At 41.2% G+C, this 16,298-nt stretch carries 13 protein-coding genes; 7 read left to right on the forward strand and 6 right to left on the reverse strand.

The window, feature by feature from the left end; all coding sequences use genetic code 11:
- Positions 1-88: 88 nt before the first annotated feature.
- A complete protein-coding gene (locus ACNJYY_RS07750; RefSeq protein WP_416731256.1) occupies positions 89-760 on the forward strand; it encodes a hypothetical protein in 672 nt (223 codons plus the stop codon).
- 15 nt (positions 761-775) lie between these two features.
- A complete protein-coding gene (locus ACNJYY_RS07755) occupies positions 776-1,849 on the forward strand; it encodes an efflux RND transporter periplasmic adaptor subunit (protein ID WP_416731257.1) in 1,074 nt (357 codons plus the stop codon).
- 357 nt (positions 1,850-2,206) lie between these two features.
- Here ACNJYY_RS07755 and ACNJYY_RS07760 read toward each other — a convergent pair whose 3' ends face one another.
- Positions 2,207-3,964, reverse strand: coding sequence for a B12-binding domain-containing radical SAM protein (locus ACNJYY_RS07760; RefSeq protein WP_416731258.1), 1,758 nt, complete (start codon positions 3,962-3,964; stop codon positions 2,207-2,209).
- Positions 3,965-4,158: 194 nt separating this feature from the next.
- On the opposite strand from ACNJYY_RS07760, the gene ACNJYY_RS07765 reads away from it, so the two are divergent.
- Genes ACNJYY_RS07765 through ACNJYY_RS07775 form a run of 3 tightly spaced genes read left to right on the forward strand, consistent with a single transcriptional unit; the run spans position 4,159 to position 7,322 of the window.
- Positions 4,159-5,043, forward strand: a complete 885-nt coding sequence (locus tag ACNJYY_RS07765) for a fumarylacetoacetate hydrolase family protein (protein WP_416731259.1) — start codon at positions 4,159-4,161, stop codon at positions 5,041-5,043.
- Between the two features lie 36 nt (positions 5,044-5,079).
- Entirely contained in the window at positions 5,080-6,504 is a 1,425-nt protein-coding gene (locus ACNJYY_RS07770; RefSeq protein WP_416731260.1) for an NAD-dependent succinate-semialdehyde dehydrogenase, read from the forward strand.
- A gap of 29 nt (positions 6,505-6,533) precedes the next feature.
- Positions 6,534-7,322, forward strand: coding sequence for an SDR family oxidoreductase (locus ACNJYY_RS07775; RefSeq protein WP_416731261.1), 789 nt, complete (start codon positions 6,534-6,536; stop codon positions 7,320-7,322).
- A 280-nt stretch (positions 7,323-7,602) separates the two neighbouring features.
- On the opposite strand, the gene ACNJYY_RS07780 is transcribed toward ACNJYY_RS07775, so the two are convergent.
- A complete protein-coding gene (locus tag ACNJYY_RS07780) occupies positions 7,603-8,796 on the reverse strand; it encodes an ornithine--oxo-acid transaminase (protein WP_416731825.1) in 1,194 nt (397 codons plus the stop codon).
- Positions 8,797-8,958: 162 nt separating this feature from the next.
- Here ACNJYY_RS07780 and ACNJYY_RS07785 point away from each other — a divergent pair, with 162 nt between their 5' ends.
- Together ACNJYY_RS07785 and ACNJYY_RS07790 are read left to right on the forward strand one after the other, a co-directional pair.
- A complete protein-coding gene (locus tag ACNJYY_RS07785; protein WP_066392958.1) occupies positions 8,959-9,315 on the forward strand; it encodes a DUF1516 family protein in 357 nt (118 codons plus the stop codon).
- Positions 9,316-9,466: 151 nt separating this feature from the next.
- A complete protein-coding gene (locus ACNJYY_RS07790) occupies positions 9,467-11,245 on the forward strand; it encodes an EAL and GGDEF domain-containing protein (protein WP_416731262.1) in 1,779 nt (592 codons plus the stop codon).
- A 342-nt stretch (positions 11,246-11,587) separates the two neighbouring features.
- Here ACNJYY_RS07790 and ACNJYY_RS07795 read toward each other — a convergent pair whose 3' ends face one another.
- The 4 genes from ACNJYY_RS07795 to mtnA are packed head-to-tail and all read right to left on the reverse strand — an operon-like array spanning position 11,588 to position 16,298.
- A complete protein-coding gene (locus ACNJYY_RS07795) occupies positions 11,588-12,625 on the reverse strand; it encodes an ABC transporter permease (RefSeq protein ID WP_416731263.1) in 1,038 nt (345 codons plus the stop codon).
- Positions 12,606-14,111, reverse strand: coding sequence for a sugar ABC transporter ATP-binding protein (locus ACNJYY_RS07800; RefSeq protein WP_416731264.1), 1,506 nt, complete (start codon positions 14,109-14,111; stop codon positions 12,606-12,608). The genes ACNJYY_RS07795 and ACNJYY_RS07800 overlap by 20 nt, the downstream gene beginning before the upstream one ends.
- Positions 14,108-15,253 (reverse strand): sugar ABC transporter substrate-binding protein, encoded by a 1,146-nt coding sequence (locus ACNJYY_RS07805; RefSeq protein ID WP_416731265.1) that lies wholly within the window; start codon positions 15,251-15,253, stop codon positions 14,108-14,110. The genes ACNJYY_RS07800 and ACNJYY_RS07805 overlap by 4 nt, the downstream gene beginning before the upstream one ends.
- Positions 15,231-16,298, reverse strand: coding sequence for an S-methyl-5-thioribose-1-phosphate isomerase (gene mtnA, locus ACNJYY_RS07810; protein ID WP_416731266.1), 1,068 nt, complete (start codon positions 16,296-16,298; stop codon positions 15,231-15,233). The genes ACNJYY_RS07805 and mtnA overlap by 23 nt, the downstream gene beginning before the upstream one ends.

Here is a 16,298-nt window from a genome sequence, read left to right on the forward strand (position 1 = left end):
TATTTTTCAAAAATGAGTCAGAAATTGTCATTATGAGTAAAAAATTGTGATAACATAGACAGAGATAAAGAGAGAAGGGGGCGGCACCATGACAGGAAGAGCGCAATTTATTCCTGCTTTAACAAAGCCGAATACATATTTTGCATTTTATAATGAGTGGAAAGATAAAGAGGGTTTCTGGATTCGTTTTTTTGCTATATTAGTCGCTAGCGGATTGTTGCATGCACTATCTTTTTTTGCAGCGTTTCCTTCATTCAAAACGATTTCTTTTGTGGAGGCAGCAAAACTAAGTGGTATGGAACTGGAGCTCTTGCGATATCTCATCGCTTTAGTAGGCGGTGTTTGGGGATTGATCCTACCATTCTTAGTAATAAATACAGGTGCACTATTTTTATATGTTTTCTTTCGAGACATCGGATATAAAGCACTTTTTTACGTAATGACTGCGGTGTATCTTCTGTTTATTATCGGATTGCTATTTGAACTGCCGGTTCAGTTTGTTACCGGTGCTGAAGAAGTTGTTCAGCCTCTAGGGTTCGGTTTTGCAGGTGTTCTATTCTTTAAGCATGGTTTTTGGCAAGAACTCTTGAACGCCATTAATATTTTTACCATCTGGGGTTCGGTTGTTATGTATTTTGCCCTTCGTCGGTTGTCATTTAAAGAAAAGAAGTACTGTTTAGTTGTCACGATCGGAACTGTTGTTGTTTTCATACTATTATCTTCACTATATGCTGCATTGGCTAGTGGACAGTTGGTTTAAGGGGGAGACAAGCTTATGAATAAACTGAAATGGGTTGCTGCAGCTATTATGGTTGTCCTCTTGGTGGTCATGAACATTGTGATTTTTGATAAAAAAGAATCAGCCGCTGTTGAAGCTCCAAGAGTTAAAACCGGTCTGTCTTCTCAAAAAGATTTTAGTAAGACACATGAAACAACAGGTGTTGCTCAATCAAAAAATACTTTTGAGATATACGAGAATACATCTCTCGGTTCGATAAAAGAAGTAATGGTCTCAAAGGGGGATACGGTAACTTCCGGACAAACGTTAATTACATATGAGAATGCAGAGATTGAAAAAGAACTTCGCAGCTTGAAACGGGACAAAGAAGCAGCAGATGTTCGAAGCAGCCATTATTCTGGGCAAATAACGGAATGGGAAAGTGAACTCTCAGATTTTGATGAAGAAAAAGACAGCAAAGATGCTAAAGTGCTGCTTCAAGAGAAATTAGCCGAAGCTGAGCTGCAAAATGACTTAGCTGAAAACGAAAGCTCCATCTTATCGGATGAAATATCTGATCTAGAAAAGCAGCTTGATGATCTTAGTGTGAAAAGTCCAGCTGATGGTATTGTTTCAGAATTAAACGGTGTTGGGGATGATGAACCACTTCTAACTATTGTGGGTCAAGGAAACTTTGAACTAGTTGCTGACATCGATCAAAAAATTGCTTCTCTCGTGAAAACAGGAGACACCGTTCAAATCAAATCCAACGGTGAAAAGATGTTGAAGGGTACTGTTCAAACTGTATTACCAGCTGATCAGAATAATTTTAAGTTAACCGTTCTCGTTGAGGACGAAGCGTCTTGGGTTGAAGGACAAACTGCTCAAATCATCGTCACAGAAAAGCTTGCAGAAAAAGCAATAAGTGTGCCTAAACAAGCCATATTAAAAGATGATGGGAAAACGTATGTGTTAACAATCGTTAAAAACAAATTGTATAAGCTGAAGGTTTCAGCTGGTCTTGAGCAAAAGGGTAGCGTGCAGATCACAAAAGGACTGAAAAAGGGTCAAGTTGTTGTGATGAATCCTTCGCCTGTATTTGTTTCAGGGCAGCCGGTCTTAAAGAAGTAAAATTTTTTATGGAGACTGCTTCGTATGCATTGGAGCTCTCGTGAGAAAGTTGATTTCCGCTTCAGGTTTCCGCTTTCCATGGGGCGAACGGTGAGCCTCCTGCCGCTTTGCGCCATTAGGAGTCTCCACCTGACCGCTCGTCCCATAGGAGTCGGCAACCTTGCGCTCCAATCAACTTGTCAATGATGCTTATTAATAGTTCGAAAGCAAGAATCTTATTGTTAAGAGCTTTTACAAAAGTACTATCAGCGATAGGGAGTGGGTGATATCCGCTCTATCTACCTACGTCAATAAAAGGAGATAACAAGATATTTTTGAACCTTTGATAGCAAAGAAGAACACAAAAAAGGATGCGGTTTACGCATCCTTTTTTGTTTGCAATGATTCTTTATTTATCGTGAACACTTTTGTTGATTGTTGCTTAGGATCAAACAACGCAATGAGTAAGAAATCTTTCTCCTCTTGTGGCGCCAGTTGATCTGATAATGGATCAATCGCAGTATCTGTGACAAAAGCGTGTTTATGCATATCTTTTTCAGAAAGAGCTGGAAACCCTTCGATCATTTCAGGATATTGAGCGAGCAGTGAGAGTACTTTTGATGTTTCTTCTTTGTTCTGTGTGTTCTCCCACCATGGCTTACGTGGTTTGAACTGTTGTCTTTCTAAATAATCAAGTTTCATCAAACTTTCAGCAACAGGAAGTGAGTGTGGTGCTGCTTCTGTTAAGAATGCGATCAAGCGCGTATATAAGTCTTCTAACTGATGGCCGATTCTTGACCATCCACGTGTTTCCCAATAGGTCCCGAACTCTTGAAAGAAGTCAAAAGGTGATGAGAATACATGGTGTATCAAATACTTAACGGTATGATCCATTCGATGATCGTTCCAATATTTTTCGAGTACGTCTTCAACTTGTTTGATACGAATGATTTCATCAAAAGTGAGAACGTTGTTTCCTAAGATCTCATATGGAGAATGATCCATATACACATAATCATGTTTTTCGGCTGTTAATCGCAGACCTGTACCTCTTAACATCTTTAAGAAACCTAACTGGACTTCTTCGATGCCAAAAGCGAATACATCATTAAATGTTTTTCTGAATGAGTTGTAATCTTCCTCTGGCAATCCAGCGATTAAGTCCAGATGCTGTACGATCTTTCCTCCATCACGGACAGTTGTTACAGTACGCGTAAGCTTCTCAAAATTCTGCCGGCGTTGTACCAGTTCGTTAACAGCGTCGTTTGTTGACTGAACACCGATCTCAAAACGGAACAAACCTTTTGGCGCATGTTCATTTAAGTAATCGATGACTTCAGGCCTCATGATATCTGCAGTGATCTCAAACTGAAAAACAACGCCTGGTCTTCTGTTTTCTATTAAGAAGGAGAACATATCGAGTGCATAATCTCTCCGAATGTTGAACGTTCTATCTACAAACTTAATGATCTTTGCCCCATTATCCATTAAGAAGATCAGATCGTCTTTAACGAGTTTTGGATCAAAATAACGAACCCCGACTTCAATCGAGGATAAGCAGAACGCACATGAATAGGGACAGCCACGGCTTGTCTCAAAATACGTGATCCGTTTTGATAAAGACTGGATATCTTCTTCGAAGCGGAACGGCGATGGAACTATTTTCAAGTCCAGTTTTTCACGAGGACCGTTAATTTTAGGCACTCCATCTATTCGATAGGCAAGTCCAGCAACCGATTCAAAGCTACCACCATTTTGAATCTGAGTGAGCAAGTGTTTAAACGTTTCCTCGCCCTCATTCACAACTATAAAGTCAACCTCTGGAATCTGTTGTAGCCAATGTGCTACGTCATAAGATACTTCAGGTCCACCTAGAACGATCTTCGTTTCTGGTTTAATCTTCTTAAACATCTGAATCACTTTGATCGTCTCTTCAATATTCCAAATATAACAGCTGAATCCGAGAACGTCAGGCTCTTGGCTGTAAAGATCAGTCACAATATTAAGAGAAGGATCCTTGATCGTAAACTCTCGAATCGTCACAGGAAAATCGGGTTCGCTATACGCTTTCAAATAGCGCAGCGCAAGGCATGTGTGTATATATTTAGCATTTAACGTACTTAGTACAGTTTTCATAATTAGATAACCTCATTACTGTTACCCTAGGAAAGGGCGTTTTAGATGACAAACTATTTTACCATATTTTAAAAAGAATCAAAAACTAGTATTGTCTTTTTACACAGCCAAATTTCTTTACGGTACAAAGTCAGAACCGATATAGTAGTAATAATTACGATGTAAGCGTTTCTTAAAGGAGGAATCAGTTTATCGTGAAATGGGTTACAGCTGTTAAACATGGCGAGGACTTCATTGGCCTCGTGAAAGAAGAGGAAATTGTGAATGTATCAGAGCTCTCGAAAAGCAAAGAGATGGAGTTTCCAACAACCTTACTCGAGGCAATTGCTCTTGGTGACGAATTTTTGGAAAAGGTAGAGAGTTTAATCTCTTCTGATCTCGTAGCGAACCATACATACGAACTTCATGAGGTCCAGTTAAAAGCACCGATTCCGCGTCCAGGGAAAAATGTCTTCTGCATCGGAAAAAATTACCGCGATCATGCGATTGAGATGGGAAGCGAAGCAGACATTCCGGAAGATATTATGGTGTTTTCAAAAGCTCCAACATCAATAATTGGACATGATGAAGGAGTTCCAAGTCATTCTTCCATAACCAATCAACTAGATTATGAAGGTGAGCTAGCTATAATTATCGGGAAAACGGGTACGAGTATAAAGAAAGAAGAAGCGATGGATCACATTTTTGGTTTTACGATCATCAACGATATTACCGCTCGTGACCTGCAGCAGAAGCATAAGCAATTTTTACTCGGAAAAAGTCTCAACGGAACTTGCCCGATGGGTCCATGGATCGTACATCACTCTGAGGTAACAAATCCAGATAACCTATCAATCGTGACAAAAGTGAACGGAGAAGTGAGACAGAACGGAAACACATCTGATCTTATCTTTAACATTCCAACTATGATCACAGAGCTTTCAAAGGGTATGACGCTTGAAGCTGGAGATATAATCGCGACAGGTACACCTGCTGGAGTAGGTAAAGGAATGAAGCCGCCAGTATTTTTAAAGCCCCGAGATGTTATCGAGATTACAATTGAAGGAATCGGGACACTTCGTAATGAAATAGTAGAATGAAGTCGAATTAACTAGTTACATAGAGGAGGAATTCACATGGAAAAGCTGCTTTATATTAACGGTTCATGGACAGGAGATTCGCTTGAAAAAATAGAGGTGTACAATCCTGCTAACGGTGAAGTGGTAGGAACTGTAGCTTCTTGTGGAATAGAAGAAACAGATGCTGCAATAGATGCTGCGCACGAAGCGTTTCCAAGCTGGTCAAAGTTAACGGCTTACGAGCGCGCTGATTATCTTATGAAACTGCATGACTTAATGATCGAACAAAAAGAAGAACTAGCAGAATTAATGACACTTGAGATGGGAAAACCGTTAAAAGAATCTGTCGGTGAAGTGATGTATGCTGCATCTTTTATTAAGTGGTATGCAGAAGAAGGTAAGCGTATCTACGGCCGTACGATTCCTTCTAGTGCAGAAAATAAGAGAATGCAAGTTTTACGGCAGCCTGTTGGGGTAGTAGCGGCCATCACCCCATGGAACTTCCCAGCAGCAATGATCACAAGAAAGCTCGGTCCAGCGCTCGCAGCAGGTTGTACGTTTATTGTGAAGCCACCAAAAGAAACACCACTAACAGCGATTAAATTAGTAGAATTAGCAGATCAAGCAGGCTTTCCAAAAGGTGTAATCAATCTTGTAACAGGATCCTCTTCTGTAATCGGCAAAGCGATTATGGATTCAGAGAAAGTTCGGAAAGTGACCTTTACTGGTTCTACAGAGATCGGGAAAAAATTGATCGAGCAAAGTGCCGCAACTGTAAAGAACGTTTCAATGGAACTAGGCGGACATGCTCCAGCTGTTGTTCTTGAGGATGCAGACTTAAATAAAGCAGTTGCTGGTATAGTAGCTTCTAAGTTTCGTAACGCAGGTCAAACGTGCATCTGTATTAACCGAGTATACGTGCAGGAAAGTGTTTATGAAGAGTTTGTAGAACGTGTGGCTGCTGAAGCTAAGAAATTGAAAGTAGGAAACGGTTTGGAAGAAGGTACAGATATCGGTCCAATCATTAACAAAGACGGGTATGAAAAGATCTCCGAGCACGTGGGAAATGCTGTTTCAAATGGTGCAGAGTGTGTAACAGGCGGAAAAGGAAGAGCAGATAACGGCGGATATTATTACGAGCCGACGGTCTTAAAGAATGTATCACAAGATATGCTGATCATGAATGAAGAAACGTTTGGTCCAGTCATCCCCATTCACAAGATCAGCAGTGTTGAAGAAGGGATCCGCCTTGCAAACACAAGTCCATTCGGATTAGCCGCATATGTTTATACAGAGAGTATGTCCAAAGGAACTCAAGTTGTTGAAGGTCTAGATTACGGTATCATAGGCTGGAACGATGGCGTTCCTTCTGCTGCACAAGCACCGTTCGGAGGTATGAAAGAGAGCGGTCTTGGCCGTGAAGGTGGAGTAGAAGGTATGGAAGCTTATCTTGAAACGAAATACGTAAGTTTCGTATTATAAAATCTTTTAAGAAACCAGGTGATTGTGAAATGGATCTAGGTCTAAAAGGAAAAAATGTACTCGTTCTTGCTTCAAGTAAAGGGCTGGGAAAAGCTTGTGCATTAGAATTTGCACGAGAAGGTGCTAACGTGATGCTAACAAGCCGTGATGAAGAACAGCTTTCTCTGACAGCAGAAGAGATAAAGAGGGAAACAGGTTCGGATGTTCTCTATAAAAAATGTGACATCACACAGCGTAATGAGATCGATGAACTTGTTGCTACAGCAGTAGAGAAGTTTGGCAGTGTGGACGTGCTCGTGAACAATGCCGGAGGTCCTCCAGCTGGTACGTTTAATGATTTTGAAGATGAGCATTGGCAGGGTGCTTTTGAGTTAACATTACTCAGTCTTGTGCGTTCCGTTCGCGCAGTTACGCCTAATATGATTAAAAACGGCGGAGGTCGCATCGTGAATATCGCTTCTTCGTCCTTTAAACAGCCGATCGACGGACTCATCTTATCGAACACTTTCCGAACAGCCATTAACGGATTATCAAAGAGTCTTTCACAAGAGCTAGGGAAAGAGGGCATTTTAATCAATACGATCGGACCCGGACGAATCGGAACTGATCGAGTAGGTGAATTAGACCAAATGATGGCTGAGAAAAAAGGAGTTTCTGCAAAAGAGGTCAGAACTTCCATGGAAAGCGGAATCCCACTTGGCCGATACGGTGAACCTGCAGAGTTTGCTAAGATGGTCGTGTTCCTTTGTTCTGACGCAAACACCTATATAACAGGCCAGTCACTGCTGATCGATGGCGGTATGGTGAAAGCACTATAAAGGGAAGAAGCAGCTCTGGCTGCTTCTTTTTTGAGTTATGTATGAGGAATAAGTTTCAGTTGTAGATGTCGAAATTTGCAGACTCGTGGATAAACAGTGAAAACTTTTGGATTGAGAGCTAAAACTTCAGGATAAACAGCTAAAACTTTTGGATAGATCCATAAAAATTGTGGATTCATCTGTCAAAAAGCGGATTGATACCCTAGTGTGTATATGAAACTGAGCTCAATTAAAGCCCAAAAAAAGCTGACTCCAAAAAGAGTCAGCCTCAGTTGATGATTTAAACTGAAAGTACTTTTTTAATGCGTTCGATCGCCCAATCTAGATCTTCATCAGAAATGATCAATGGTGGTGCGAAACGAATAACATTTTCATGTGTTTCTTTACATAACAAGCCTTGCTCTTTTAAACGCTCACAATAAGGACGAGCTGGTTCGTTCAATTCAACACCGATAAAGAGACCTTTACCACGCACTTCTTTGATTACTGGATTATCAATCTTCTTTAACTCATCTAAGAAATATTCACCAAGTTTAAGTGAACGCTCAACTAAGTTTTCTTCTACAAGCACGTCTACAGAAGCAACTGATACCGCACAAGAAAGCGGGTTTCCGCCGAAAGTTGATCCATGAGATCCAGGATTGAACACGCCAAGTACTTCACGGTTTGCTGCTACGCAAGAGATCGGCATAACACCGCCGCCAAGTGCTTTACCTAAGATGTACATGTCTGGCTGGATCTCTTCCCAGTCACAAGCAAACATTTTACCAGAACGTCCAAGTCCTGATTGAATTTCATCAGCTACAAAGAGTACATTTTCAGACTTACAAACATCAAGCGCTTCTTTCAAGAAACCTTCACGTGGAATAACGATTCCTGCTTCACCTTGGATCGGTTCTAGAATGAATGCAGCGGTATTAGGTGTAATCGCTGCTTTTAGTGCGTCTAAGTCTCCGTAAGGAATCACCTTGATCCCTGGAAGCATAGGACCGAACCCGCGTTGGTAATCAGGATCAGATGACATCGACACGGCAGTCATCGTACGGCCATGGAAGTTTCCTTCACAAACGATGATCTCTGCTTGATTATCTGGAACACCTTTTACATCATATGCCCAGCGGCGAACCGCTTTAATAGCTGTCTCAACAGCTTCAGCGCCAGTGTTCATCGGTAATACCATATCTTTCTTCGTTAGACTTGATACTTTTTCATAAAAATCACCAAGTTGATCGTTATGGAATGCGCGAGATGTTAGTGTTACTTTGTCAGCTTGATCTTTTAGTGCTTGAATGATTTTAGGGTGGCGGTGCCCTTGATTTACCGCAGAGTATGCACTTAGCATGTCCATGTAGCGGTTACCTTCTGGATCTGTTACCCATACACCTTCGGCTACTGAGATAACGATCGGAAGCGGATGATAGTTTTGTGCACCATATTGTTCCGTTTTAGAAATTACAGTTTCCGTATTTTTCATTTCTGTCTGTTTCAAAGGAAACACCTCTATTCTGCAAGATTTCTCACATTGCTATTATAGCAATGAAAGTGCTTACTTTACAGGGGTAACTCTTTTCATTCTCTAGTTCTAGGGAGTTCATGGTATAGTTATATGGAGAATTATACATAGGAGGATATATTTATGATTCATGCTCACGTAACATCATGGTTTCTGGCGTTAATTTTGTTTTTTGTAACGTATATGTTATACAAAAAAAATGCCGGAAAAAAATCGAAAATTTTGCATATGATTCTGCGCGTTTTGTACTTAGCGATCCTTGCAACAGGTGGCCACATGCTTGCTGGCTATCTAACGGACCCTGGTATCGTTAATCAAGGACCGATTATCATCAAAGGTACTTTAGGAGTTGTCCTCATCGGATTGATGGAAATCATTCTTGTACAAAGAAAACGTGGTGAGAGCCGCCTCTTGAATTGGGTGTTTTTCTGGATTACTTTATTACTAGTGTTATTCTACGGTTATTCTGTTCTTGGTTAATATTTTTAAAGTCGCTCTTTACAGGGCGGCTTTTTTATTTGGATAAAATAACCATCTATTGTTTTGTTAACAATGCCTTCTGTACACCGATATAAATGATAGAAACGTATTACTATATAAATGGGATTCATTGGACAGATGAGGTGTAAGAATGAAAGAGATGGATGAATATTTAGCGCTATCTCATTTAATCAAGATGAATACGAAAGAGATGGAAGAGCTTAATGATAACTTAATTGAATCTGAACAGCGCTATAAGTCGTTGTTCGATCATAATCCAGATATGATCTATTCTATGGATCTACAAGGTTATATAACGAGTGTGAACCATGCGCTCGTTCAGTCTTTAGAGTATTCAGAAGAAGAGTTGCTCTCAACCCACGCACTGCAATTTGTGTGCGATGAAGACCACAAACGGGTCGTTGAACACTTCAGGCTCGCCGTACATGATAAACCACAAAATTTTGTTGCAAATATTAAGAAAAAAGATGGCGGGCACATCCTAAGCAGCATCACGAACATTCCAATCGTCGTAAACGATCAAGTAGTTGGTGTATATGGGATCGGAAAGAACATTACTTGGCAGCAGAAAGCGGAAGAAGAGATCGAACAGCTTGCATTTCACGATTCGCTAACAGGTCTGCCAAATCGAAGTTTATTTGAAAAAAGGTTAAGAGAACTCGTTTCTGAAAGTGATCACTCCAACCAATTATTAGCTGTAATGTTTGTGGATATCGATCATTTTAAGATCATAAATGAGAGTTTAGGTCACCATATCGGAGACGTAGTGTTAAGGCATGTAAGCAATCAGCTTAGACAAGTTATCCATAGTCAAGATTTGCTATGCCGGTTCGCAGGAGACTTATTTACGTTAATCTTAACGATTGAAAAGCCGTCTGACGTGATCGATACAGCAGATCGGATAGAAGAAGCACTTCAATTGCCGATCTATCTCGATGGCCAAGAGTATACGGTTAGTACGTCAATTGGGGTCAGCATCTACCCAAATGATAGCACGAGTGCCGATGTTCTCATCAAGAATGCTGACACCGCTCTGCATAAAGCGAAAGAAAAGGGCAGAGGAAAACGTGAATTCTTTACGGGGGATATGAACGCATTCACACTTGAAAGGCTAAAGCTTGAAGGCTTTCTACGTAAGGCTGTTCAAAAAGGTGAACTAGAACCTTATTTTCAACCTCAATTTTGTTTAAAAACAGAAAGAATTCTTGGATTTGAGGCGCTTGTTAGATGGAATCATCCTGACTTGGGGCTGGTATCTCCGATGCAGTTCATACCTTTAGCTGAAGAGATCGGACTTATTGATGAGATCGGCCGTTTTGTTCTATTCGAGTCTTGTAAGCAGCTAAAAAGATGGCATGATGATGGTGCGTCTCATCTTTCTATCTCTGTAAATGTTTCAGGCAGACAGTTTCAAAGGTTGTCATTTGTATATGAAGTAAAAGAAGCGATAGAAACAACAGAAATTTCCGCTGAATATCTTCACCTAGAACTAACAGAGAGTACGATGATACAAAATGTTCAATACAGCATCAGCATTATGGAAGAATTAAGAGAGCTAGGTGTTCGTCTATCGATCGACGATTTTGGCACGGGTTACAGTTCTCTTAGTTATTTAAAAGATTTCCCTGTCGATTATTTAAAGATCGATCAAAGCTTTATCCGACATCTTAGCGATGACTTCTTTAATACGAGTGATGCGGCGATCATTAAAGCGATCATCATGATGTGTGAAGGACTTTCTCTGTCAACAGTGGCAGAAGGTGTAGAAACACATGAACAGATGAAGTTACTTCAAGAGTATGGCTGTCACACTGCTCAAGGATACATAATTAGTAAGCCTATGCCAGCTTGTGAAGCGAGCGAGTTCTTAAGGACCTTCCTATTACCAAAAAACAGCACAACTCCGTAAAGAGTGTGCTGTTTTTTGGCTGGATTCTTTTAGAATTTTTGTCTTTAACTTTATGGTCTGGTTGATTGGAGTGGAAGATGTGAGACTCCTACGGGACGAGCGGACAGGTGGAAGACTCCTAATGGCGCATTGCGGCAGTCCGAAAAGTGGAAGTGACTCGTTCAGCCCCGACAAGCAAAAGGGAAATGGGCGAGGACGGCGCACTTTGCCTTCTTGACCGTTTACCTTTTGACCTCGAGGGGCTAAGTCACTGCAACTAAGCAGGAGGCTCACCGCAGGCCGCGTGGAAAGCGAACATATGAAACGGAAAGCAACTACTACAGAAAAACATCCATGTATGTTTTATTTTTTCTTTTCATAATACATAAACGCCAGGGCGCCGATCAGAATCGAACCTTTTACGATATCTTGTGCGTAGTACGGAACGTTTAGCATCGTTAACCCATTAAGAAGTATACCGATCAAAACAGCACCAACAAATGTACCGATCACATTTGGTTTACCTGCGCCAAACACGGAGAAACCAATAAATGCTGCTGCAACACCGTCCATTAGTAGAGGAGCACCAGCGGAAACTTGGCCGGTTCCGATTCGTGCCGCTAATAATATACCAGCGAGAGTGGCAAAGAATGCAGATAAAAGATAAGCATACATCTTGTAACGCTGGACAGGGACACCAGATAGACGAGCAGCTTCTTCATTTCCGCCTGTAATATACAATAATCTGCCGAAACGAGTCTGCTGTAGAATGACATGGACAACTATAACCGCGATCAGCATGATGATGACAGGAACCGGAACAGACCATATCTCGCCTTGACCGATAAACAAGAAAGAAGGAAGGAAAACACCAGGAGCTGTTCCACCTTCTGATAAAGGCATATTGTTGTAGATTGAAAATCCTTTTGTAAACGTAAGATGCAATCCATTAATAATATACATAACGGCTAATGTTGCGAGTAGATCTGGAAGTCTCACTTTTACAACGAAGAACGAGTTTAACAGCCCTACTAATAGCCCGATTGCTATCGGAATCAGAATGGCGATGATCGTTTCTTGGCGATACAGAACGAGTGCTGCAGCACTCGTAACTGTCGCAAGGCTTGCAGTCGATCCAACAGAAAGGTCAAAGCCCCCAACGATTAAAGATATGGTTACACCGATCGCGAGCAACGTAATGATAGAAACGGAGCGTAAGATATCTGTAAAGTTTTGATAACTTAAGAACTTATCGTTTGCTAGACTAAATCCGATAACGGTTAATAATATGACAAGAAGGGTGCCGTATCGGTAAAGAAAAGGAAAGATCTTTTCTTGAAGTGAGAGTTTAGTAGTTTTTATGTCGTTCTCAACGTTTTCCTTATGAACGTACTGTGCCATAATGACCTCCAGTTGCATAGTGCATAATTTTTTCAGTGGTTGCTTCGTTTTTAGTTAATTCTCCTGCAATCTTTCCATCGTACATAACGAGGATTCGGTCACAAAACGCGAGAAGTTCTTGTATCTCACTCGTAAAATAGAGAACTCCTTTTTTATTGTCTGCTAAGTTCTTGATGCATTGAAACACATCTTGCTTAGCGCCAACATCAATACCTTTAGTCGGCTCATCGAAAATGAACACATCTCCGTCCGTAAGAAGCCATTTACCGATTGAAGCTTTTTGCTGATTACCCCCGCTTAAATGGTTCAGTAAGAGTGAAGGTTTTTGTGTCTTAATACCGAGTTGTTTGATCCATTTTTCAGCTTCCGTTTTTTCGCGTTTTCTTTGAATAAACCCGAACTTGGTAAACTGCTTTAAGACTGGGAGGGTTAAATTCTCAATTACATTGTAATCGACGAGTATTCCTTCTTTGCGTCTCTCTTCTGGAACAAAGCCGATACCAGCCGAAATGGCTTTTTGAGGGTTCGATATTCTTACTTTTCTACCCTTCATGTAAAGCGAGTCTTTTGATGGATCTGCACCAAACAATGCTCTTGCCGTTTCCGTCTTTCCTGCACCTACTAATCCAGCAACTCCTACAATTTCTCCTTCTCGAACAGACAGGGACAGAGATTCACCTGTACCTGGAACGCTGAACTGCTTGACTTCTAAAAGGGTATCGCCTAGTATTCTATCTTCTTCATCGTTTAAGAGTTCAACCAATTCATTGCCTAGCATCGAGCGAACAATTTCTTCAGATGTACAGTCAGACGTTTCTTTTTGAAGGGTAACATATCCATCTTTTAAGACGGTTACTTTTGTCGACAGTTCCATGATCTCAGGTAACCGGTGAGAAATATAGATAATGCCAACATTTTGCTTCTGAAGCTCACGAAGTACAGAGAACAGATGCTGAGCTTCTTTCGTACTAAGTGCGGCTGTAGGTTCGTCAAGAATTATAAACGATATATCTCGAGAAATTGCTTTTGCGATAAGTACTAACTGTTTTTCAGCTAAAGAACATTGAGAGAGGGGCATAGCAGGATCCAGTGTTAGGCCAACTCTGTTTAATAGATCTTGAGCCACTTTATATCTTTTTTTCCAGGAGAAGAAGGCAGGTCCCGTGATAAAAGTATTCATCGTTATGTTCTCTGCGATACTTAAAGAAGAGACGAGAGCAGTATCTACTTCTTGAACGACCATTTCTATGCCAGCTGCTTTTGCATGAGCCGGTGTTTTGATAGTCAGTTCTTCTTCATCCAACGAGATGAATCCGCCATCACGCTCATAATCGCCTGAGAGTATTTTCATGAGTGTACTTTTACCCGCGCCATTTGCTCCTAAAAGAGCATGGACCTCACCGCTTTTTACGGTAAAGTCCACTCCTTTTAATACAATCTGTTCACCAAACGATTTTTGTATAGAAGTTAATGAGAGTATCGTCATTGTTGGTTATCCTTACGTAAGTTTTCCATCCAAGGAGATGTTCCGGCATCTGATTTTCCCCAGCCTTCTACGTACTTACCAATCTCATCCATAGATACTTTGGACTTAGGCAGATCCTCTTTTTCTACAAGGTGAGGTTGAACACTATAGATTTGTGGTGTCTCTTCACCGGCTACTTTTTGGTAGAGAAAACGCACTTGCAGCTTTCCTACATCAGCAGGATCGGTAGCTGCTGTTGACACCCATGGACTATCTTTTTCTTGCATCAGTTGCAGATCTTCGTCACTTAGATCGATTCCATATACTTTAATCTCATCACGTCCTGCTTGTTGAATCGCACGTGTTACGCCTTTAGCAAATTCGTCCCAAGGAGCGAATACCGCATCAATGTCACCTTTTTTCGGATATTTTTGGAGCAGGGCTTCCATTTGCGATTGTGTATCAAGTGCAGTATTCTGTGTTGCAGTACCAAAACGAGCGATCTCTTTTATCGAAGGATAACGCTTCTTGAACGCTTCATACATAACGTTTCTTCGTTCCATTGGGGTGAAACCGCCTACCCAAACGTATACGATCTCACCTTTTCCATTTAAGTCTTGCGCCATGCTTCGTAAAGCATTCCAAGAAAGGCTATAGTCGTCTTGGTCGATTACGGTTACACCTGGAATGTTGATATCACTATCAAATGCGACAACAGGAATTCCAGCTGCAACTGCTTTTTTTACACTTGGTGCAATTGCATCAGCACGACCATGATCGATTAAGATTCCATCAACTTGCTGGTTAACGGCTGTTTCTACATATGCTGCCATTTTAGAAAGGTCGTTATCAGCGTTATAGATCTGTACCTCACCACCGAACTCTTCAACTTGCTTCTTTACGCCACTGATATATTGAGAAGAAAAAGTACCAATAGAGAACTGGTTGATCGAAGCGATCTTTAAAGGCTTCTGAAGCTGTTCTGGGACTTTGCTAGATGTTGAAGCGGTATTTTTTTGTTTTGATTGTGACTCATTTGCGGCAGCTGGTTTGACTTCTGTCTTATTGGAAAGAGCATCTTGTTCATTGGTGCATCCTGTTAAGAACAAGGCAGTTGTAAGGCAAGCGGTTGCCAAGACTCTATAAGGTTTCAATATTTTCATCCTCCTTCAGTGTGGCTAGTGCTTCTCGGTAATTGCCGCTCACGATCCCTTTTTCTGTAATGATCGCTGAAATGTATTCAGCAGGAGTGACATCGAAAGCTGGATTGAATACTTTTATTCCTTCCGGTGCAATACGAAGACCGTTTAGATGAGTGACTTCTTCTTCTGGACGTTCTTCGATCGGAATATCATCACCGCTCGTTGTTTTTAAATCCAATGTAGATAGAGGACAAGCTACATAGAAGGGAATACTAAGTGCTTTTGCTTGAAGCGCAAGCCCAAAAGTTCCGATCTTGTTTGCTGTATCTCCATTCGCTGCCACTCGGTCACATCCGACGATAACTGCTTTAATGTTCTTTGTTTTAAGCGTGTGGGCTGCCATATTATCTGTGATCAAGGTTACATCAATATCGTTTGCTTGCAGCTCCCATGCTGTTAAACGTGATCCTTGTAAGACAGGACGCGTTTCGTTTGCATATACAGACAGATTCCAGCCATGCTCTTTTGCAAGATGAAAAGGTGCTAAAGCTGTTCCATATTTGCTTGTCGCGATGGCGCCAGCATTACAGATCGTCATGACAGCATCTCCGTCTTGAAGTAGCGATAAGGCATATTCACCGATCTTTCTGCATGTATTCTCGTCTTCTTCTTGAATTAAAAGTGCTTCAGCTTCAATGTTTTTTTTCGCCTCTTCTACAGAAGCAGATCGTTCGGCTGATGCAACAACACGGTCTAAGGCCCAAAATAAGTTAACAGCGGTCGGGCGGGAGGAAGCTAAATAATCTCGTTGTTCTTGTAATTTTGATAAAAACGAGGAATGCACTTCCTCTTTCTCAGAGTTACTCCAAAGTGCGAGTCCGAAGGCTGCAGCAATTCCAATCGCAGGAGCACCTCGAACTTTAAGTTTTGAAATCGCGTCCCATACGTGTTCAATCGTGGTTACGTTTAAGTAAACCGTGTGATGGGGAAGTTGTTGTTGATCTAATATAAGAAGATGATTACCTCTGTATCGAACAGAAGGAACCCACTTTTCAGCTACAGTCAT

The sequence above is a fragment of the Fictibacillus tiangongensis genome (assembly GCF_048083785.1).
Taxonomy (GTDB): Bacteria; Bacillota; Bacilli; order Bacillales; family Fictibacillaceae; genus Fictibacillus.